The sequence below is a fragment of the Aestuariibius sp. HNIBRBA575 genome, assembly GCF_040932005.1.
Classification (GTDB): domain Bacteria; phylum Pseudomonadota; class Alphaproteobacteria; order Rhodobacterales; family Rhodobacteraceae; genus CANLNM01.
The window spans coordinates 2,154,942-2,175,829 of sequence record NZ_CP162414.1 but is presented as its reverse complement, the minus strand read 5'-3'; the positions used below and the strand labels follow the sequence as shown (position 1 = coordinate 2,175,829).

Below are 20,888 nucleotides of genomic sequence, written 5' to 3'. Positions count from 1 at the left end.
GGATGATGGACGGAGCAACGCCCAACACACAAAGCCCTGTTCTGATCCTGCTGGGGCCTCCGGGGGCTGGCAAAGGCACACAGGCGCGGATGTTGCAGGACCAATTTGGTCTGGTGCAATTGTCCACCGGTGATCTGTTGCGGGCTGCGGTGGCGGCTGGCACCGACGCTGGCAAAGCCGCGCAATCTGTCATGGCAGCAGGCGGTCTGGTCAGCGATGACATCGTCATCAACATCCTGCGGGATCGACTGGGTGATGACGATGTGGCCGCGGGGATCATTCTGGACGGGTTCCCCCGTACCGCAGCCCAAGCCGAAGCGCTGGACACATTGCTGGCCGAACAAGGCCAGTCGATCAGCGCGGTGGTGTCATTGGAAGTGGACGATGCCGCCATGGTTGACCGGATTTCCGGGCGCTACACCTGCGCCAATTGCGGTGAGGGGTTCCATGACACGTTCAAACAACCCGTCGAGGCCGGAAAATGTGACAGCTGCGGCAGCGAAGAATTCAAACGTCGCGCTGATGACAACGCCGCCACGGTTGCCTCTCGTCTAGAGGCATACCACGCCGAAACCGCGCCGCTGATCGCCTATTACGGCGCGCAGGGCAATCTGCAATCCGTGCCCGCCATGGGCGCAATTGACGATATTGCACAGGCTTTGCAGCAGATCGTGCGATCCGCCTAAAGCCGAATACTTGTCTGCGGATCTGATCCGCAGGCCCCAAAAACCGAAACGATGTTTCATACCATCCGCACCCCATGCCGGGCGCGGGAACAGAGGAGGACTCCGCATGTCGGACCAATCTAGTCGTGATGCAGCCTATTGGGCAGCCAATGTGCGCATCATTTTGATATCACTTGTCATCTGGGCCGTCGTGTCCTTTGGGTTCGGCATTTTGCTGCGCCCGATGTTGTCGGGAATTTCCGTGGGCGGCACCGATCTGGGCTTCTGGTTTGCTCAGCAAGGATCGATCCTGGTCTTTCTTGGTCTGATCTTTTTCTATGCCTGGCGCATGAACAAGCTCGACCGTGAATTCGGCGTCGAGGAGTAATTTCCATGGATCAGTTTACACTCAACCTCCTGTTTGTGGGCGCGTCTTTTGCGCTTTATATCGGGATCGCGATTTGGGCCCGTGCCGGGTCTACATCTGAATTTTACGCCGCTGGCCGGGGTGTGCATCCTGTGGTCAATGGCATGGCAACAGCAGCGGACTGGATGTCTGCGGCGTCGTTCATTTCGATGGCCGGCCTGATTGCTTTTACCGGTTATGACAATTCTTCCTTCCTGATGGGTTGGACCGGTGGCTACGTGCTTCTTGCTCTCCTCCTTGCGCCTTATCTGCGTAAGTTCGGCAAGTTCACGGTGCCAGAATTTATCGGCGACCGTTTCTATTCGCCAACCGCACGTCTGGTGGCTGTGATCTGTCTGATCACCGCGTCGATCACATATGTGATTGGTCAGATGACCGGTGTGGGCGTGGCCTTTGGTCGTTTCCTGGAAGTGGACACAGATACCGGCCTGTTCATCGGCGCGGCTGTTGTGTTTGCCTATGCGGTGTTTGGCGGCATGAAGGGTGTGACCTATACCCAAGTGGCCCAATACTGCGTGCTGATCCTGGCCTATACAATCCCTGCGATCTTTATTTCGCTGCAACTGACCGGCAATCCAATCCCAGCTTTGGGTCTGTTTGGCGATCACGTGGCATCAGGCGAGCCGCTCTTGGCGAAGCTGGATGCGATTGTTACCGATCTGGGGTTTAACGAATATACCGCCCATCACGCCGACACGCTGAACATGGTGTTGTTCACCTTGTCCCTGATGATTGGTACGGCGGGTCTGCCCCACGTTATCATGCGGTTCTTTACGGTGCCCAAAGTGTCGGACGCACGTTGGTCTGCCGGTTGGGCGCTGGTGTTCATCGCGTTGCTTTATCTGACGGCTCCGGCTGTGGGGGCGATGGCGCGTCTGAACATTTCTGAACTGATGTGGCCAAATGGCACGGATGGTCAGGCTGTTACGGTTGAAATGATCGAAAACGATGATGCCTATGCATGGATGGCCACATGGCAGAAAACCGGTCTGTTGGACTGGGAAGACAAAAACGGCGACGGCCAAATTCAGTATTACAACGATAGCAATGCTGAGCTGCAGGAACGTGCGGCGGCCAATGGCTGGTCCGGCAATGAATTGGTTAAATTCAACCGCGACATCCTTGTGCTGGCGAACCCAGAAATTGCCAACCTGCCGGGTTGGGTGATCGGCCTTGTGGCTGCGGGTGGTCTGGCGGCGGCATTGTCCACCGCGGCGGGTCTGTTGCTGGCGATTTCGTCTGCTGTGTCCCACGATCTGTTCAAAGGTCAACTGACCCCGAACATGTCTGAGCGCAACGAATTGCTGACAGCCCGGATTTCCATGGCAGTCGCGATTGGTGTGGCCACTTGGTTGGGTCTGAACCCTCCGGGCTTTGCGGCGCAAACGGTTGCTCTGGCCTTTGGTCTGGCGGCGGCGTCGATCTTCCCGGCATTGATGATGGGGATCTTTAGCAAACGTATCAACAATACAGGCGCTGTTGCCGGTATGCTGGTTGGTCTGGTTGTCACCCTGATCTACATCTTCCTGCACAAAGGCTGGTTCTTTGTTCCGGGCACCAATTCCTTTACGGATGCGGACCCTCTGTTGGGCACAATCAAATCCACATCCTTCGGGGCCGTGGGTGCGATGCTGAACTTTGCCACGGCGTTCATTGTGACCAATATGACCAAAGAAACCCCCAAAGAGATCCAAGATCTGGTCGAAAGCGTGCGTGTGCCCCGTGGCGCAGGTGCGGCTCAGGATCACTAAACCAATGCTGGCCTTGCGCTAGATCATTGAACAAACGCATCCTGCGGCGGATAACCCGGCGCAGGATTTTCTTTTGAGAGAGACCCATGACCAAACCCGAAACGGATCACATGTTAGGCCGAATTCAGACGTTTCTGTCACGCCAGCATCCCTATGATCATCTGTCACAAACGATGCGCGCGCAGATCGCGGACCGGATCGACGTGCTGGATTTGCCCGCTGATCACGATGTCTATTCCGTCGGGAACAAACTGCGTGGGCTGTATGTGATCGAACATGGCACTGTGATTGTGTTTGACGATACGGGGCAGGAATTGTCGCATCTGTCGGGGGGCAATTCATTTGGCGAACGCGGATTGCTAAAGGATGGGCGCGCCGTCACATCCGCGCGCACCTTAGAGCCGACAAAGCTGTTTTTGATCCCCGCCGATTTGTTTGCGACCTTGATGGCGGATCATGATCCGGTGCGCCGGTTCTTTGATCGGGGGGACATTGCGCGGGATCGCAGCACCACGCGCGCGGGCGAATTGACCACCACCCGTGTTGACGATTTGATGGTGCGTGATCCCAAAACCTGCCCGTCTGACACAACATTGCAGGCGGCGGCGCAGATCATGCGTGATACGCGCATTTCCAGCCTGTTTGTCGCGGATGGGGATGACCTAAAAGGCATCGTGACCGTGCGCGACATGTCCAACCGCGCCATTGCGGGTGGGCTGCCGATTGATACCACCGTGGATCAAATCATGACACGCGATCTGATCACGTTGCCCAGTTCGGCCATCGGATCGGATGTGCTGCATCTGATGATGGAACGGCATATGGGGCATTTGCCCGTGGTGGATGGGACCAAGCTGATCGGGGTGGTTACGCAGACCGATCTGATGCGGTTCATGGCCAGCACATCTGCGGGCATGATGGCCGATATGCGCCGCGCCAAGACCCCAGCTGATCTGGCAAAAATCACCGCTAATATCCCCGATCTGTTGGTGCAATTGGTCGGGGCCGGGAACCGCCACGAAGTGGTCACCCGTCTGATTACAGATGTGGCCGATGGGGTGACCCGCCGGTTGATCGCATTGGCGCAGGACCAGTTTGGGCCCGCGCCTGTGCCGTTTTGCTGGGCGGCCTGTGGATCGCAGGGGCGTCAGGAACAAACCGGGGTCAGCGATCAGGACAATTGCCTGATCATCGACAATGCGGCCAGCCCGCGTGACATGGACTATTTCGCCAAATTCGCCCAGTTCGTTTGTGATGGTCTGAACGTGGCGGGATATGTCTATTGCCCCGGCGATATGATGGCGACCAACCTGCGTTGGTGCGCACGTCAATCCACGTGGCAGGGCTATTTCGACGATTGGATCGCCCGCCCCAGCAAAGAGGCGCAGATGCTGGCATCGGTGATGTTTGATCTGCGGGTCATTGACGGGGACGAAACCCTGTTCACGCCGTTGCAAACGGATGTGTTGAAAGCCACGTCGCGCAATTCGTTTTTCACCGCCCATATGGCCACCAATGCGGTGGGCCATGTGCCACCTTTGGGGCTGATCCGAAGCTTTGCCACGGTGCGATCAGGTGAACATCGCAATCACATTGATATGAAATCCAACGGCGTCGTGCCGATTGTTGATCTGGGGCGGATGTATGCGCTGCAGGGCAAAATCACCGTCGCCAATACCCGCGCGCGTATTCAGGCCGCCCCTGACAGGGGGGCCGTGTCGCCCAGCGGTGCGCGGGATTTGCTGGATGCCTATGATATGATTGCCCAAACCCGTCTGGAAAATCAGGCGGCACAAATCAAAGCCGGGGAAAAGCCGGATAATTACATGGCCCCGTCAGGGCTGTCCGATTTTGAACGCAGCCATCTAAGGGATGCGTTTGTGGTGGTAAAAACCATGCAATCGGCCTTGATGCAGGGGCGTGGCGTTCTGGGATAATCCATTCGCCGATGAGGGAGGAAAACTATGTTTCTGGAATTGATTGGCATCGTGTTTGCAGGGGCGCTGGCGGGGTTGGTGGTCTATGCACTGAACCGATTGCTGGGCGGTCGATTGGCGAAATGGGTCATGCCGGTGGCGGCGGGCTGTGCGATGATCGCGGCAACGATTTCACTGGAATATGGCTGGTTTGAACGCACAGAACGCGCATTGGCGGACGGTCTGACCGTTGCATCCACCGCATCCGACGCCGCGCTGTTTCGGCCTTGGACATTTTTCTATCCGATGACGTCCAGCTTTGTGGCGGTGGATGTGGACAGCGTGTTGCGCAACCAGGAACAGCCCGATTTTGCCATCGCGCAAACCTATCTTTACCGGCGCTGGGCGGCGTTGCAGGTTGTGCCCGCGCTGGTTGATTGCGCCCAAGGCCGCCTGTCACCACTGGCCAATGTGCAGGCGTTTTTGGCGGATGGAAGCATGGACAATATGACATGGGCCGCGCTGGGCACGGATGATCCGGTTGTGTCCACAATCTGCACCGGGGGGACCTGAGATGCACCGCCTGTCGCTCAGATTTCGGATCCTGCTGTTTTTTGCACTGATCGGAGTGGGCGGCGGCGTTGTGATGGGGCTGGGCCTGTGGATGGGATACCGGCAATTGGCCACCCCCAAAGCGCTGTCCGCGTTTGTCACCGCCGGGGCCGTGTCGGTGTTTGGATTGTTGGGATTGGCGGCTGGGATTTGGCTGCTGTTTGATGAAAACGTGGCACGTCCATTGGAACGGCTGGCTGCCCAAATGCGGGCCCGCGCGCATGGGGGTGTGGGGCAGGAAATCGATGTCGGGCAGGCAAAATATCTGGGGGATCTGGCCCCGGCCATGGCGGCGGTGACCCATCAATTGACATCATCCACGATGGACACAGCCCAGATGATCGCCCAACAAACCGCATCACTGGCGGCGGAAAAGGAAAAGTTGGCCGAAATCCTGACTGGCATTCCCACAGCCGTCATGATCATCAGTCCGGCGCATTTATTGGTACTTTATGATGGGCAGGCGGCGGAAATGTTGGCCGCCGAAGCCCCCGCGCGGCTGAATGCATCCCTGTTTGAATATCTGGATCAAGAAAGCGTCGCATTTGCGCTCGAAGAATTGGAAAACGGTGATATGGCGCGCCATGCGGTGTCAATTTCAACCGTGTCGGGCAAGGTTTACACTGGATATATCCGATCCATGGGGCAGGGCGCGGATGGGGCAAATGCCGGTTATATGCTGATGCTTGATCCGCTGGATCCCAATGCCGAACGCCCGTTGACCTATGATTTTGATCTGCTGTTTCATGGTCAGGGGGCTGATCTGGCGACCACTGATCTGCGCGCGCTCAGCTATGTGGTGTTTGATACGGAAACCACCGGGTTAGACCCAAAACATGACGACATCGTTCAGATCGGCGCTGTGCGGGTGGTCAATGGAAAAATCGTTGCAGGCGAAGTGTTTGACATGTTGGTTGATCCCGGCCGCCCGATCCCGGCGGCCAGCACCAAGGTGCATAAAATCACCGATGACATGGTGCAGGGCGCACTTGATCCGGTGGCAGCGGTGGCGGAATTTGCCCGCTTTGCCGAAGGTGCGGTTTTGGTGGCACATAATGCGCCGTTTGATGTCAGTTTTCTGAAACGATACGGCGCAAAAATGGGATTGGCGTTTGAACATCCGGTCCTGGACACGGTCCTGCTGTCGGCGGTGGTTTTTGGGGCGCATGACGTGCATACGCTGGACGCTTTGTCGGATCGGTTATCGGTGACGATCCCGCCTGACATGCGCCACACCGCATTGGGCGACGCGGTGGCAACTGCACAGGTTCTGTCCCATCTGCTGCCCATACTGGCGGCGCAGAATGTGACCCGTTTTGGGGAATGCCTGACCGAAATGCGCAAACATCAAAACCTGGTTGAGGATTTGAACGCCTAAATCTGCCCCGACATCCTATTCCGCAGCCATGCTGTTTATCGTTTGGCCGCTGACAAACCGATAGGCAGCTTCGCCAAATAGATGGGACAAACGCCCGTTCGAAATCGTGGCCTCAACCCTGCGGGTGGTTTTGTTTACGATCGCCAGATCCGCGCGTTTTCCGATGTCGATGATGCCGCGATCCGTCAGGCGCAGAATAGATGCTGGGGTTTGCGAAATCATCCTCCATGCGGCGGGCAGGGATTTTAGGTTCTGATCCACCAGGGCAAAGGCCGCCTGACTGAGAGCAGGATAAAAGGACTGCGAAACAAGCGCGTCGCATTTGCTGGCCTTGATCAGAGACATGGCTGAAACGTGGCCCGTTTGCGTTGCTTTGCGCAGGACATCGGGTGCACCCATCAGCACCGGGTCCCCGACCGCGCGCGCCACGGATGCTGCGGAAAATGTCGTGGGAATTTCGCAAATGCGCGCGCCTAACATGGCGTACATTTCGCGGGTTTCACCATCTGGATCATTATGTGACCCGTAAATTGTTTTCATTAGATCAAAGGCTTCGGCCATTTTACACAATCGGCGCGGCACTTCTTGGTCACGTTTGCGCGCCTCATTGACGATTTGCCCGTATTCGATTGGGGGCCATCCCAATGCGCGCGCCTTTGTGGCGAACCCGTCAGGGTCGATATCCTTCATCAATAGGGCTTTGTCCAAACTGTTTTGGAACATCACATAATCCACGCGATGCTGGCGCACAGCCCGCAGCAATCGATCAGTGCTGTCAAATGTGTGAGTTTCAAAGCGCAATTGCACCCGCAAATCGGTCATGGCGTCTGTGGCATAGGCATCGCGCGCTTGCAGCATGGCCTCGGCGGTATCCGGGCCGTGCCTGCCGCCCTGCCAGGACCAATGTTGCGCCACCCATGCGGTGGTGACGCCATTGGCGGCGGCGTCCCGGTCCACGCCCGCCAATCCAGCCATCATAGATTGTGGGGATGTTGCATCGGGCGCCATATGTCGATCGATCACATCCCCATGCAGGTCAATGATCCCCGGTAGGATGTAATACCCCGACAAATCCACCGCCCGATAGCTGCCCTTGGTGATCCGCCCATCTGCAATTGCAAGTGAACGATCCTGCAATTCATTGTCCCGAAGGATCGTCGCGCCTGTCAGACGCAATGGGGGTAGCCGGTATTTCATGTGACTGCTCGTGGGGTGGTTTGTGTTTTGTCGACCCTACAAAGCGGATGTTTCGTCTATGTGACGGCTGGATGTTATTCCTGAAACAAAGCCAATGAATGCCATCCCTTTTGATCGCTGGGCTGTACAGGTTTCGGCCCTAAAATCTGGGCCGGAACTGGGCTTTGTCGGATATTACCCGGTCAGATCATAGCGTTGGATCAGTTGAAACCGTCCATCTGGCCGTTCCCCGACCAGCGCAATCTGATCCAGACAGAACGGACGCGGCAGGAATTCGTCTAGGTAGGTGGCAAGGATATACCGCAAATCCTGCGCACGTGCCGGGTCCATTTGCCCGGTCAACGTGATGTGAAACCTGAAATCGTCAAAGACATAAGGATACCCCCACAATAACAGGTTGGCATCCTGCACCGGCGTCAAAGGTGTTTTGCGTCGGCGTTCCAGCTCTTCTTCGGTGCTGGGCGCGCGAAAGGGATCTAGTTTTTCGACACAGCGCTGCGCAATGGCATTTAGACCTGTTGTGTCGCCAACGGGTGTCAGGGCCAGAAAACCGTTTATCCGATCCAATTTTAACGCGGTCATTTCCGTGGCCTGCAAGGTCTGTGCAACCTGTCGGACCGCCGCATCCAACCCGGTCAAATCACAGCCATTGGCCAGCCTAAAGGGAGGTTTCAGAGTGCCATGAAACCCGTATTTTCGCGGCGTTTGGGTCAATTTATGAATGTGGTTGGCGGAAAGGCCCGGAAATTCGGGGGCTGCGACCTTTTCCGCTTTGACCAAATCCCAGCCCAACCAGGATGCGCCAAAATCGGCCAAAGCACCGGGTTCTGGTACGTAATATAGTGCAAATCGCGTGAAATCAGACATGGGTGCCCCTTTCAATGCTGGAATGAACCCAGAAAATGATATGCAGATGACAAACGAAACATTTCTTCAAAATATAAGCGTATTTTGTCAGAGGATATGTCGTTTGGCTACATCTGTTGCTGCGGGCCATTGTCAGTTGGCCCATGCTCATATCCGTGACCTAAAGAACGATATCAGCAGGCAATTCGCGTGCACTGACCCGTTCGGCATTGGGGATATCGTTTTGTTCTGCACGCCGCGTGGCCGCTGCCCGGCTTAGGCCTTGGTCGAGCCAGCGTTGGATCAACCTTGCGCGTAAATCGGGCAGGGGCAAGTGCAACGACACGGTTAAATCCCAAAGCGGCGCAAGATCAGACCATGGCGCTTCGTCCAGCAACACATAATTGCCCTCGACGATGACCACCTGACATTCAGCGGGGACATGCCCGGCACCTGCGATGGCAATGTCTTTGGCCCGATCAAAAATCGGAAACACAACACCGGCGGGGGTTTTTAAACGCCGCACCAGATGCAGAAAACCAGCGGAATCAAAGCTGGCGGGGCTGCCTTTTCGTTGTAACAGATTGCGATGTTCCAGCAGCCGATTGTCCAGATGGAACCCATCCTGCGGAACAACAATCGCGGAACATTTCTGGACGTTTAGACGTTTGGCAACCTCTGCGGCGAGGGTGGATTTCCCTACACCCGGCGCGCCGGACAAGGCCACAACCAACCGGGCCTGTCCCACACGTGCCTCATGAATAGCATCGGCCATTTCACCGACTTGATCGATCAAGGTGCTCACTGCTTGCTCCTGCCTTTTTGGGACAGGCTAACCCAAGGTTGCAGCAGGCGCGAGGGATGCTTTGCCCGACGTACAATTTTCCGCCTGTTGCGCTGGTCGCAAGAATGGCATGAAGGACACAAAGGAATTTGAGGCCCAAATGCAGATATTGAAGTCCTATCCTGTCGCATTGGCGCGCGAAACCTATGTGATTACGTCAGAGTGCAACCTGTCCCTGATTTCTGCGGGCGTTGCCTTTTTTGCGATCCTGTCGATTTTTCCGGGATTGGCAGCGATTGTGGCCCTGTTTGGGTTGGTTGCGGATCCGGCGCTGGTTTTGGCGCAGGTTGAGCTGATGCAAGACATCATGCCAGCCTCTGCCTATGTGATCGTGGTGGACCAGTTGACCCGGTTGTTACAGGCGCGGCCTGATACATTGGGATTGGCATCTATATTGTCGGTGTTGGTGGCGCTCTGGTCGGCGCGGGCCGGGGTTGCATCGCTGATCCGCGGATTAAACGCCGTATTTGGGCATCCAAACCGTCACGGATTATGGCATACGTTGGTGGCGCTGTTGATGACACTATGCCTGATCGGGCTGGCCCTCACGGCGATGAGCGTGGTGATCATTGCCCCCATCGTGTTGGCGTTTTTACCAGCCACAATGGAAAGCCTGCCAATGATCGATGCTTTGCGCTGGGTGGCGGCTTTGGTGGCATTGGTGATGGCGCTAGGGATGTTGTATCGATTTGGCCCCAACCGAACCAAAGCACGCCTGCATTGGATAACACCGGGGGCAGGTGTTGCAGTTGTGTTGTGGTTGGGCGCGTCGGTGGGGTTTTCGGAATATTTGGCGAATTTTGGCAGCTACAACGAAGTCTACGGATCATTGGGCGCTGTGGTTGCGCTTTTGATGTGGCTCTATATTAGTGCATACCTGATTTTATTGGGGGCTGCGCTGAATGTTGCGCGTGAAAAGTTGCGCACCTCAAGAGATCGTGTTGCCGCATAAGGCGAAACTGTGGCGAAAATGTAGCGAAAATCGGGCATCGGTCCGATATTTTGGAAAATTCCCCCTAGAAATACCGATTCGTTCCGTCTAGGTTGGGTGTCAATAAATTGTACAAAAAATGCGGCCGAGCAGTTCTGAGCCGCAGTATGAGGCGGAGCGAGTACCATGTCAGCGATTAATTTCGTTGTCCGCACGAGTGCGGGCACTATTCAACGCGGCGTTGTTGCCGGAGACGGCGCACCCGATTCAATTGTAGTTGGGGCCGATGCTGATGTATCGCTCAACCTGCATGCCAGTCAGGTAACGTCGTATTCACGTCAGGGTCAGGCACTAGAAGTGACGCTGATCGATGGGCGTGTTGTCACAGTCGAAGGTTTCTTTGCCACAGACGGAATTGCCGAAAACCGGTTGTTCCTGTCATCTGGCGGGGCCTTGGCCGAGGTGGATCTGGTCGCAGATGGCACCGGAATGTATTACGCGCAATATTCCGAAGCAGAGATTGCTGGGAAATGGGGCGCGGACGAGTCGCTTTACTTTATGCGCGAACCTGATGTGATGCTGGCTGACGCTTATGTTGGTGGCGATCCAGAGGTTGGCATGTTGGCCACGCCTTTGATGGCGCTTGGAGGATTTGGTGGCGCTGGTGCGGCGGCTGCGGCGGCCGGTGTTGGTGCCGTGATCATCGGTGGTGGCGGTGGTGGCGGTGGATCCAATCCATCAGCCCCGGTTGTTGCGATCACCCATGGTACAGAATCCGTGGGTCACGTGGTTAATGACGAAGATCATTCAGACGGCGTCGAAATCGGTGGGACTGGTGATGCGGGTGCAACTGTTGTTGTCACCATCGGCGACGCCACCCAAGAGGTGATCGTCGGTGAAGACGGGACCTGGGATGTTGTGTTTGATTCCACCCAAGTGATTGGCGGCGAATATGAAACACCGGTTTCTGTCACCATCACCAATGATAACGGTTCATCGACCATCACGGATGTTTTGGTTGTCGACACAATCGCCGGTCTGGAATTTGACGCCTCAACCGTTGAAATTGACGGCACCGTTAATGCGGTCGAAAATTCTGACGGTGTGACACTGAACGGCACGGTCGAAGCCGGGTCAACCGTATCGGTTCTGATCGACGGTCAGACATATGACGCCGTCGTCGAAGGGTCCAGCTGGTCGCTGGCACTGGGTGCGGGCGTGATCGCAGGCGGAGAATACGATCTGGACGTCACCGTGACGTCGACAGATGCGCATGGCAACATGAACTCCATCACCGATACCCTTGTTATTGATACAGAAACTTCGGTTACTGTTTCGTCTGCGACCATCGGTGGCGACGGCATGGTGAACGGTGTGGAACATGCCGCTGGCATGGAAGTGACCGGCACAGCCCAAGCGGGCGCAACTGTTGTTGTGACCTTTGGCGATGCAACGCATACCGTGACCGCTGGTGCGGATGGATCATGGTCATCGACCTTTACTGCGGCCGAAGTGGCGGCAGGCACATATGAGGCTACCGTGACTGCGGTTGCAACAGATGCTGCGGGCAACAGCGCAACTGCATCCGGCACGGTTCAGATCGATACCGAAGCCACCGTAACCCTGAACACATCCGGGATCGAAGGCGACGGCGTGGTCAACATGGTTGAGGCCAGCGATGGCGTGACCTTGACCGGGACAGCGCAGGCTGGATCTGCTGTGTCCGTCGTCATGAACGGGTTCACACATACAACAACAGCCGGTGCTGACGGGTCTTGGTCCGTTGATTTCGCATCCTATGAATTGCCAAGCGGCGAATTGGATGCGGGCGTTGACGTGACCGCAACAGACAGCTTTGGCAACGTGGCGATGACATCGGGCACAGTGACCTTTGACACGCTGGTTGATCCGCTGACACATGGCAGCGATCCTACCAATGGCGATGGCTACATCAATGCCGCCGAAGTAGGGCAGCCCATCACATTGACCGGCACCGTCGAAGCTGGGTCCACCGTGATGGTAACCATGGGTGGCTCTACTCAGGCAGCGTCTGTGGATGCCAATGGCAACTGGACCGTGAATTTCGCGGCCAACACATTGGCTGAGGGCGAATATCAGAGCGATATCGTGATTTCCGCAACAGATGCGGCGGGCAACACATCGACCCTGACCGAAACGGTCAATGTCGACACCGTTGCAGGCGATGTGGCATTGTCCAGCCAACCGATTGAAATTGATGACGTTGTCAACGGTGTCGAAGCCGCAGACGGTGTGATTATTTCCGGGACAGCAACACCGGGTCTGATCGTAACGGTCACTTTGGGTGGCGTATCCCATCAGGTGATGGCCGGTGCAAACGGCGCATGGTCCACAACCTATTCCGCATCAGAAGTGCCCACCGGCACCTATGACGCGGCGATCACAGCGTCGATCACGGATGCGGCTGGTAACTTCAAAGAAGTGGCCGACACCGTTCATATCGACACGCAGGTTGATAACTTTACCATGAATGGCCCAATCGAAGGCGATGACATCATCAGCGGTGCAGAAGCCACCGATGGTGTGACCGTTTCCGGCACTGTGGAGCCTCATTCTGTTGTGGTTGTGGAACTGGGCGGGGCAACCCAAACGGTTCTGGCAACGGCCAGCGGCACATGGACCGCCAATTTTGCGGCATCCGACATTCCAGCAGGCGAAAGCGTGCAAACGGTCACCGCGACAGCAACTGACCGGGCTGGCAATGTTGAAACCATCACCGACAGCGTTGAGGTCGACACAATCGTCAACACATTGTCGGCAACGGATCCTGTTGAGGGCGACAACATCGTCAACTTCGTTGAGGCCAGCGATGGTCTGACATTGACCGGTATGGTCGAAGTCGGGTCCAGCGTGAACGTCACATTCGAAGGCGTCACACGCGCAGCGACGGTTGATGGCGCTGGCAACTGGAGCGTGGATTTCACCGCAGCCGAAGTGCCCGCCGGGGATTACACCGCAAACGTCACCATCGATGCGACAGATGCTGTGGGTAACACCGCATCCATCACGGATACGTTCCGCGTTGATACAACCGTGCCCGAAACACCGATGATCGACTCGATCAACGAAAGCGGCAGCGGCATCGGCGGCGTGTTTGTGGATGACAATGGCGAAACCCTGTCTGTGTCCGAACTGGACAATGCGGGTAACGTTTCTGACCTGTCCAGCAGCCAGTTTGATCTGGGCGATCGGATCTTCTTTGACTTCAACACAGATACACCCGACGGGTCGCATCTGATTGTCAGCGCAGAAGATACGTCCGGCAATTCCAGCTCGACCTTGTTTGTGGCCAACGAAAGCGGCACCAACGCGGTTGATCTGTCGGGTTCAGGTCTGAACGATGTCAACCTGGATGCGATTGATCTGCAAGTGGCCGATGACAGCGAACTGGTTCTGACGGCTGATATGCTGAACAACCTGTCTGACAACGGCAACGCGCTGACGGTGCATGGTGGTTCGGACGATACGGTCACAATGTCGGGTGCATTGGCAACCGGTCAAAGTGCAACAATCGACGGCAGCACCTACGATATCTACAGCCTCGGAGACGAAGGCGGGACGGTGATTATCGACGACGATATCAACGTCATTATCTGATCTTGATGGGGCCGCTTTCGGGCGGCCTCGTCCCATTTGTCACATAATAATAACGGCGGAGTTCGACGTGACGCAGGGGGTAACGAAAGCAGGCAAAACACCAACCAAGATCGCAACAGGCTTGGTTCTGGCCACAATGCTTTCGGCATGTATGAGTGAGCAAGGCGGCGGGGCCGGTTTTGCAGAGAATTTAACAACGCGGGGCCTGTTTGGGGCTGAAACTGCGCCGGTTGATCCGGGCGCGCCGGCGTTGTCATCCGAAATGGAAAATGGGGAGCGATCCGCCATTATCGACGGGCTTTTGGCGCGTCGTTCTGTGTTGCAGGGCGGATCATTGGCGCGGGTGGCGGATTCGGTTCTGGATGCCAATAGCCGCGCCGCAGAGGCTGAACTTCGGGCCGCAACCTTGCGCGCTGAGGCGGCCAGCACCAATTGGCTGCCCACATTGGGGCCGGGCCTATCGCTGAATTCACTGGGCAATGTTGTCACGCAATTGGTTGTTGATCAGGTGTTGTTTGACAATGGGGGCAAACGCGCTGAACGCGATTTTGCCGCCGCGGACGTCGAAGTGGCCGCCATCGCGCTGGCGCAGGACACCAATGAACGGGTTTTATCAGCGCTAGAGCTATATCTGGATGCGGAATCTGCCACGGCGCGGGCCAATGTGAACGCGGCTGCCATGGCCCGGATGGAACATTTTGAATATATCATGACCGAACGGGTCAATGCAGGCGTTAGCGACCGCGCAGATCTGGCGATTGTCACCCAACGTCTGAACCAAATGCGCAGCGATTTGGCCACCGACCGCGAAGCGGCTGGCGCAGCAATGGGCGAATTGTCGGCCATGTCCGCCGGGTCATTGACCGGGCTCAGCGGTGTGTCCGCAATTGGCACCACCAGCAACGCTATTGATCCTTTGGCCGTGCTTAAGGCGCGCGCAGAAAGCAACCGCGCCGTGGCGCATGCCACCGCACAACGCGCCGGATATCTGCCGGGCGTGTCGTTGGGCGGGGATGTGGGCAATGGCGTATCCGGTCTGGGCCTGAATGTGGGCGCGGCCAATGGGATCGGATTTGGCACGGGCGCCAGCCTGCGCGCCATCGAAGCGACCCGTGAAGGCGCCGAAGCCCGGATCGGTCAGGCCCAAGAAGATGCCAATCGCAGCCTTTTGGCCCTGCAGGCCGAATTGGATTCCACCCAGCGACAAGCCAGCCAAGCCCAAGGTTTAGCGCGCCAAGCCGCCGAAAACTACGATATCTTTGCACAACAACTTGAAGCTGGACGCAGAACAGTGCCAGATGCAGTTGGTGTATTTGAAACAAAGGTACGAACGGAACGCGAGGCAGTGGTGTTGGGGTTCGAAGTGGCCCGGCTTAAATTGCAGATCGCAGCGATCCGTGGGTCCCTGGTCGATGGAGATCAGATTTGAGCGGTCCAGTTTTGGCATTTGATATTAACGCAACCCGGGGCGGCAAGCTGACCCGGGTTGAAGAATTGCCAGCAGAAGTTGACACATCGCCCGACATTCCGTCATCCAATGGCGACAGTCGGTTCAGCGAAAAAACCCGTCATCGCGCCGATTTGGCCGCGACTTATGCCGGGTTGTTGGGGGTGGATATTATCCGCGCCGACCTGTTGGAACATATCACAATTCAATCCGGTGCTGACATCACGCCACTGGATATTGCCAAAGCATTGGGTGCGACCGGTCTGGCGACCACGCTGAACCCGGCCGGGCATTTGACCCGCGATCAGTGGCCTGCCTTGGTTGAAATGACCAGTGGTCAGATGTTGCTGGTGCTGGATCAGCTGGATGACGTTCTGGTGGTGTTTGACACGACCTGTAAAGACAACAAAGCCGAGGTGGCCCTGTCGGATTTCACGCCCTATTTTAGCGGCCTGATCCTGCGCGCCGATCTAAAAGTCGAAGAGCTTAGCCGTCGTCATGCCAAAAAAGGCAAGAAATCCCACTGGTTCTGGGGGGAATTGGCGAAATTCAAACGTCACTTTATCGAAGTGGCGCTGGGGTCGTTTGTGGCCAACCTGTTGGCGGTCGCCGTGGCGCTGTTCAGTTTGCAGGTCTATGACCGTGTGATCCCGCATCAATCCGTGGCCACGTTATGGGTGCTGTCAATCGGCGCAGGCATGGCGATGTTGCTAGAGGCGTTTTTGCGCATCGCGCGGGCCCGTTTGATGGATGGCGCTGGCCGTAAAATGGAAATTCAGGTGCAAAGCCTGTTGATGGATCGCATTCTGGGCATGCGGCGCGGCACACCGGGGCAAACGCCTTCGGGGCTGTTTTCCGCCGTGCGTGAATTTGGATCCGTGCGTGAATTTTTCACCGCATCCACCATCGGGACGTTGACCGATTTGCCGTTTATCGTGCTGTTTCTGGCGTTGGTTGCCTCTATCGGGGGCAATGTGGTCTGGGTGTTGTTTATTGGCGGTATCCTCATGGTTTTGCCCAGCTTTTTCCTGCAGAAAAAGATGATCAAACTGACGCAGGAAACCCAAGGCGCGTCGGCGAAATCCAACCGGTTGCTGCACGAAGTCATCTATGAAGCCGACACAATCAAAGCCCAACGCGGCGAGGATCGGTTCCGCCGGGTTTGGGGTGAATTGAACGCGCTGTCATCCATGGCGACGTCCGAACAGCGCAAATTGGCATCCACCCTGACATTCTGGTCCCAAGGCGTGCAACAGGCGACCTATATCGCCGCCGTTGTGACCGGGACATTCATGGTGTTCACCGGGGATTTCACCGTCGGGACCATCATCGCTGTGGGTATTTTGACATCTCGTACCTTGGGTCCATTGACCCAGCTGGCCGCCACATTGGCGCGCTGGTCAAACGTGCGCGCCGCGCTGGATGCGCTGGATCAGGTGGCTGATGCGCCCCAGGATATGGACGAGGACCGTCAATATCTGCGCCGCGAAGACATCAAAGGCGCGTTTGAGCTGCGCGAGATTGCGTTCTGTTACGACGAAGAAAGCGGCCAGACGTTGGATATTCCGGCGATGAATATCAAACCCGGTCAACATATCGCTGTTCTGGGGGCCAACGGGTCGGGCAAATCAACGCTGCTGAAATTGCTGTCGGGCATTTATGCGCCCACCAAAGGCCGGGTTTTGATTGACGGCGTTGATATGGGGCAGGTGATGCCGCGCGATCTGCGACGCTCGATCGGGTATCTGAGCCAAGAAGTGCGCCTATTTGCCGGTACTTTGCGGGAAAACCTGAACCTGACATTGCTTGAACGCGACGATGAACGGCTTCTTTCGGCGCTAGATTTTGCCGGGCTGGGACCGTTTGTGCGCAACCACCCCAAAGGGCTGGATCTGGAAATCCGCGACGGCGGCGAAGGTCTGTCGATTGGCCAACGTCAATCCATCGGCTGGGCACGACTGTGGCTTCAGGATCCGGCGGTTTGCCTGCTGGACGAACCCACCGCAGCATTGGACCAAACGCTAGAGGCCACCATCGTGTCACGGCTACAGCACTGGCTGAAGGGCCGCACCGCGATCATTGCCACGCACCGTGTGCCGATCCTGTCGCTGACTCAGCGCACGATGATTTTGCAAAATGGCCGCTTGACGGTGGATGGTCCACGCGAAGAAGTGTTGGCACATCTTAAGACACGAAAAGGGTAGACCGGCTGTGTCCGTCAGTGAGCATCTAGAAGAAAAGACCCGCGGCGCCAGCGTCATCATTTATTTGATCGGCGCGACGGTTTTGGTTTTTCTGATCTGGGCCAAATTCGCGCCCATTGATGAAATTGTCCGCGCCGAAGGTGAAATGGTGTCGTCATCGCGCCCGCAGATTATTCAGAACCTCGAAGGCGGGATTCTGGCGGAATTGCTGGTGCATGAAGGGTCCATCGTTGAACCCGGCGATGTGTTGGCACGCCTGCGGGGTACTCAGTTTTCGACCAATGTGGATGATCTAGAAGAACAGATTATCGCCGCTGATATTCGCCGCTTGCGGCTTGAGGCGGAAATCGCCGGTCAGTTCGATTTTGTTGTGCCTGAGGAATACCAAGCCCGCAGCCCGGCCATGGTGGCATCTGAACGGGCGCTGCTGAATGCGCGCCAATCCGACTATGTGGGCCGCACCGAAGGCGCGCGTCGTGTGATGCAGGAAACCCAGCGTGAATTGGACGTGATGGAGGATTTGCTAAACCGCAATATCGTCGCCTTGATCGAGGTGACCGATGCACGCAAATCCCATCAGGACGCGGAAAACCGGTATAATGAATTGATCACCAGTGCGGAACTGGACCGGGCCAATTCGTTTTCCGAAACGCTGTCAGAGCTGGCCACGTTGCGCCAAAATCTGCGTCTGTCTCAGGATCAATTGCAGCGCACCGTGATTACATCGCCAATGCGGGGCATTGTGAATTCGGTTGGGGTCAACACGATCGGCGGCGTGCTGCGCCCCGGAGAAGAGATTTTTACGATTATCCCACTGGACGATGAGCTGTTCGTTGAGGCTCAGGTCAAACCCGAAGACATTGCCAATGTGATCCCCGGCCAACAGGCAACGATCAAGCTAACCGCCTATGATTACACCATTTATGGATCGCTGACGGGCGAAGTGATGATGGTGTCTGCGGATACATTCAAAGACGAACGCCGCCCCGAAAGCGACGCCCATTACCGGGTGACCATTTCCGTGGACCTGACCAATCTGGACGACCGCCAACAGCGCATCGAAACCCGCCCGGGGATGCAGGCGCAGGTCGAATTGCACACTGGGTCCAAAACCGTGCTGCAATACCTGACCAAACCGCTCTACCGGTCCCGCGAGGCCCTGCACGAGCCTTAGATGAGTGTAGTGGGAACGGCGGGCAAGCGTTGTTAGGTTTTGGGCCTTAAATAACGGGCAACTTGGGGAATGTCAGCTCTGAGCCCGAACAACCAATTGCTGTTGGATCGCGAATTTCAGCTTACGCCAGTTTGCCAAAATCTTGCTTCCAAGGGTTTGCGTGTTTTTGATCCATTGCGTTGGAGTCGGTGAGGTTATCTGCGATTTCAATCCAGCTCTTGAGAAAGGTTTCAAACTATCGCAGTGTCCACCTTTTAGGAGAAATCATGGGACTACACGTCACCTCAGTTGCGCAAATTACCTCTAGCGCACCTCACCTCCAAGGTATCGAGTATTTTGTCTACGTTCTTGACTACTATAATATCGGCAATGAGGTCATGGATGCGCTTATTGCGGAACTTCCAAACCTCGAACGCCATTTTGCTAAACTTGGAAACGCTGTTGCAGTTTCCTCGGTACGAAACATAGATTTCGCGGATGACGTGCTTTCTTGGCATAACTGTTTTGGAAAAGATGCTTCCGAGATATGCCCAGCTCTTCTCATTTGTAGCCTGCCGCCGCAATACTTTCTTGAGAACGAAGGAGAAGAAAAAGGTCAAAATCCTTGGTTGCTTCTCCAGCTCGGGGAACTTTGTAGCAGTGCTGACGAACTCAAAAAACTACTGCAGCAAGTCACCCGAGATATCACGCAAGGCAAACCACTAGCCGACTTCGAGGTGGCTGGGGTAATGGATCATCAAAACCGCCCGATTATTAGCGGCAAGCTCAAATATATGGGCGTTGAACTTGATCACAAATCTCTATTCAAAAAGATTGGCGGTACCTTCAAGCGTCAAAAATAGAGCTGCATGGTCTGGATTTCGTTTCTCAACGATGCGCATCCCCAAACCAGACATCGACATGGGAAAAACCATTGTCAGTTTTGACCCGCAAAGTCGTTTTACGGCTACAATATCATGTTATGTAGTAAAGGCCGCGAAGTGGCGCGATCCAAATAACACTGGCCCAGCACAAAATCCCAGCCTGTTTGGTATCCGGCATGGGTTGCGATGGCGTTGGTGGTAAGGTTTTCGAACCCCGAATGGGTCAGTTCGATCCGTGTGCCGGCCTCTACCTGTGAAAACACCACCAACACTTGGGTGGCCTGATCGGCGGGGCGGCCTACGTGCCAGTCCATACCAAAGGCGCGCGCGGGGTCCCAGCGGGTGACGCGGCCCCAGGGGGCTTTGGTGCCGTCGGGTTTGGTTTCGGTGATTTTGCCGCCTGTTTTGGGCTCAATGTCAATTTTCTGCGGCAGATCGCCGTCATTGGCAGATAGGGAATGGCTGTCTTTGGGCCACCACGTGTCGATACCGTGGGTGAACAGGTGAAAGGCGTCCGCTGGGGGCAGGGGGATCGTCAGGGTTTTACGGATCGGGTCCATCAGCTGTCCTTTGATTTGTTTGTCATCGGTGTGGCCGTTGAATTGGCCTGTGCAATCGCCGCTTGTTCAAACGATGCCAGCGCATCATTCCACATCACATCCAGATAACGCCGCAATGGCGCAACCCCGTCCGGGGCCAATTGATACAGGCGTTTGGTGCCACATTGGGTGACCGTCAACAGCCCGGCATCGGTCAGAATGCGCAAATGTTGCGACACAGCGGGGCGGCTGACCGGCAGGCCATCGGCCAATTGCCCAACCGCGGATGCGCCCCGCGACAGGGACGACACAATCGCCCGCCGGGTCGGGTCGGCCAAGGCGTGGATGATCTTTTCTGGGGTTGCGATTGCGTAAGTCATGACTTACCGTAAGTTGTGGCTTACATTCTGTCAAATTATTTGATGCCCTTGAAGCCCCCCTGAAGGGTCACTAAGACT

At 56.2% G+C, this 20,888-nt stretch carries 17 protein-coding genes; 12 read left to right on the top strand and 5 right to left on the bottom strand.

Going from position 1 to position 20,888, the window contains the following annotated elements; genetic code table 11:
* Positions 1 to 5: 5 nt before the first annotated feature.
* From AB1F12_RS10970 to AB1F12_RS10945, 6 genes are all read left to right on the top strand, one after another.
* A complete protein-coding gene (locus AB1F12_RS10970; RefSeq protein WP_368188355.1) occupies positions 6 to 686 on the top strand; it encodes an adenylate kinase in 681 nt (226 codons plus the stop codon).
* A gap of 106 nt (positions 687 to 792) precedes the next feature.
* A complete protein-coding gene (locus AB1F12_RS10965; RefSeq protein WP_368184296.1) occupies positions 793 to 1,053 on the top strand; it encodes a DUF4212 domain-containing protein in 261 nt (86 codons plus the stop codon).
* A 5-nt stretch (positions 1,054 to 1,058) separates the two neighbouring features.
* Positions 1,059 to 2,843: a sodium:solute symporter family protein gene (locus AB1F12_RS10960; protein ID WP_368184293.1), complete on the top strand. Its 1,785-nt coding sequence runs from the start codon at positions 1,059 to 1,061 to the stop codon at positions 2,841 to 2,843.
* Between the two features lie 86 nt (positions 2,844 to 2,929).
* Positions 2,930 to 4,780, top strand: coding sequence for a DUF294 nucleotidyltransferase-like domain-containing protein (locus AB1F12_RS10955; protein WP_368184292.1), 1,851 nt, complete (start codon positions 2,930 to 2,932; stop codon positions 4,778 to 4,780).
* A gap of 27 nt (positions 4,781 to 4,807) precedes the next feature.
* Positions 4,808 to 5,332: a hypothetical protein gene (locus AB1F12_RS10950; protein ID WP_368184289.1), complete on the top strand. Its 525-nt coding sequence runs from the start codon at positions 4,808 to 4,810 to the stop codon at positions 5,330 to 5,332.
* A gap of 1 nt (position 5,333) precedes the next feature.
* A complete protein-coding gene (locus AB1F12_RS10945) occupies positions 5,334 to 6,749 on the top strand; it encodes an exonuclease domain-containing protein (protein ID WP_368184288.1) in 1,416 nt (471 codons plus the stop codon).
* Between the two features lie 15 nt (positions 6,750 to 6,764).
* On the opposite strand, the gene AB1F12_RS10940 is transcribed toward AB1F12_RS10945, so the two are convergent.
* From AB1F12_RS10940 to AB1F12_RS10930, 3 genes are all read right to left on the bottom strand, one after another.
* Positions 6,765 to 7,946, bottom strand: a complete 1,182-nt coding sequence (locus AB1F12_RS10940; protein ID WP_368184285.1) for an alpha-D-ribose 1-methylphosphonate 5-triphosphate diphosphatase — start codon at positions 7,944 to 7,946, stop codon at positions 6,765 to 6,767.
* Between the two features lie 174 nt (positions 7,947 to 8,120).
* Positions 8,121 to 8,813, bottom strand: coding sequence for a DUF1045 domain-containing protein (locus AB1F12_RS10935; RefSeq protein ID WP_368184282.1), 693 nt, complete (start codon positions 8,811 to 8,813; stop codon positions 8,121 to 8,123).
* 160 nt (positions 8,814 to 8,973) lie between these two features.
* On the bottom strand, positions 8,974 to 9,597 hold the full coding sequence (locus AB1F12_RS10930) for a sugar transporter (RefSeq protein ID WP_368184281.1): 624 nt from the start codon (positions 9,595 to 9,597) through the stop codon (positions 8,974 to 8,976).
* A 139-nt stretch (positions 9,598 to 9,736) separates the two neighbouring features.
* Here AB1F12_RS10930 and AB1F12_RS10925 point away from each other — a divergent pair, with 139 nt between their 5' ends.
* From AB1F12_RS10925 to AB1F12_RS10900, 6 genes are all read left to right on the top strand, one after another.
* Positions 9,737 to 10,588: a YihY/virulence factor BrkB family protein gene (locus tag AB1F12_RS10925; protein ID WP_368184279.1), complete on the top strand. Its 852-nt coding sequence runs from the start codon at positions 9,737 to 9,739 to the stop codon at positions 10,586 to 10,588.
* A gap of 165 nt (positions 10,589 to 10,753) precedes the next feature.
* Entirely contained in the window at positions 10,754 to 14,203 is a 3,450-nt protein-coding gene (locus tag AB1F12_RS10920; RefSeq protein WP_368184276.1) for an Ig-like domain-containing protein, read from the top strand.
* Positions 14,204 to 14,270: 67 nt separating this feature from the next.
* Positions 14,271 to 15,632 (top strand): TolC family protein, encoded by a 1,362-nt coding sequence (locus AB1F12_RS10915; protein ID WP_368184274.1) that lies wholly within the window; start codon positions 14,271 to 14,273, stop codon positions 15,630 to 15,632.
* On the top strand, positions 15,629 to 17,854 hold the full coding sequence (locus AB1F12_RS10910; RefSeq protein WP_368184272.1) for an ATP-binding cassette domain-containing protein: 2,226 nt from the start codon (positions 15,629 to 15,631) through the stop codon (positions 17,852 to 17,854). Before AB1F12_RS10915 ends, AB1F12_RS10910 begins: the two co-directional genes overlap by 4 nt.
* Positions 17,855 to 17,861: 7 nt before the next feature.
* Positions 17,862 to 19,028: an HlyD family efflux transporter periplasmic adaptor subunit gene (locus tag AB1F12_RS10905; RefSeq protein ID WP_368184270.1), complete on the top strand. Its 1,167-nt coding sequence runs from the start codon at positions 17,862 to 17,864 to the stop codon at positions 19,026 to 19,028.
* Positions 19,029 to 19,294: 266 nt separating this feature from the next.
* Positions 19,295 to 19,870: a hypothetical protein gene (locus AB1F12_RS10900; RefSeq protein WP_368184268.1), complete on the top strand. Its 576-nt coding sequence runs from the start codon at positions 19,295 to 19,297 to the stop codon at positions 19,868 to 19,870.
* Positions 19,871 to 19,974: 104 nt separating this feature from the next.
* Here the strand turns inward: AB1F12_RS10900 and AB1F12_RS10895 are convergent, their stop codons facing one another.
* Both AB1F12_RS10895 and AB1F12_RS10890 read right to left on the bottom strand, forming a co-directional pair.
* The gene (locus tag AB1F12_RS10895; protein ID WP_368184265.1) at positions 19,975 to 20,451 is read right to left on the bottom strand and encodes an SRPBCC domain-containing protein; all 477 of its coding nucleotides are present in this window, start codon (positions 20,449 to 20,451) and stop codon (positions 19,975 to 19,977) included.
* Positions 20,451 to 20,810 carry an ArsR/SmtB family transcription factor gene (locus AB1F12_RS10890; RefSeq protein WP_368184263.1) on the bottom strand — a complete coding sequence of 120 codons (360 nt, stop codon included), beginning with the start codon at positions 20,808 to 20,810 and terminating at the stop codon, positions 20,451 to 20,453. Before AB1F12_RS10890 ends, AB1F12_RS10895 begins: the two co-directional genes overlap by 1 nt.
* Between the last annotated feature and the right edge of the window lie 78 nt (positions 20,811 to 20,888).

Bases quoted from the DNA above. Each gene is read 5' to 3' on its own strand.
- AB1F12_RS10970 (WP_368188355.1), top strand. From the start codon at position 6: ATGGACGGAGCAACGCCCAACACACAAAGCCCTGTTCTGATCCTGCTG.
- AB1F12_RS10965 (WP_368184296.1), top strand. From the start codon at position 793: ATGTCGGACCAATCTAGTCGTGATGCAGCCTATTGGGCAGCCAATGTG.
- AB1F12_RS10960 (WP_368184293.1), top strand. From the start codon at position 1,059: ATGGATCAGTTTACACTCAACCTCCTGTTTGTGGGCGCGTCTTTTGCG.
- AB1F12_RS10955 (WP_368184292.1), top strand. From the start codon at position 2,930: ATGACCAAACCCGAAACGGATCACATGTTAGGCCGAATTCAGACGTTT.
- AB1F12_RS10950 (WP_368184289.1), top strand. From the start codon at position 4,808: ATGTTTCTGGAATTGATTGGCATCGTGTTTGCAGGGGCGCTGGCGGGG.
- AB1F12_RS10945 (WP_368184288.1), top strand. From the start codon at position 5,334: ATGCACCGCCTGTCGCTCAGATTTCGGATCCTGCTGTTTTTTGCACTG.
- AB1F12_RS10940 (WP_368184285.1), bottom strand. From the start codon at position 7,946: ATGAAATACCGGCTACCCCCATTGCGTCTGACAGGCGCGACGATCCTT.
- AB1F12_RS10935 (WP_368184282.1), bottom strand. From the start codon at position 8,813: ATGTCTGATTTCACGCGATTTGCACTATATTACGTACCAGAACCCGGT.
- AB1F12_RS10925 (WP_368184279.1), top strand. From the start codon at position 9,737: ATGCAGATATTGAAGTCCTATCCTGTCGCATTGGCGCGCGAAACCTAT.
- AB1F12_RS10920 (WP_368184276.1), top strand. From the start codon at position 10,754: ATGTCAGCGATTAATTTCGTTGTCCGCACGAGTGCGGGCACTATTCAA.
- AB1F12_RS10900 (WP_368184268.1), top strand. From the start codon at position 19,295: ATGGGACTACACGTCACCTCAGTTGCGCAAATTACCTCTAGCGCACCT.
- AB1F12_RS10895 (WP_368184265.1), bottom strand. From the start codon at position 20,451: ATGGACCCGATCCGTAAAACCCTGACGATCCCCCTGCCCCCAGCGGAC.
- AB1F12_RS10890 (WP_368184263.1), bottom strand. From the start codon at position 20,810: ATGACTTACGCAATCGCAACCCCAGAAAAGATCATCCACGCCTTGGCC.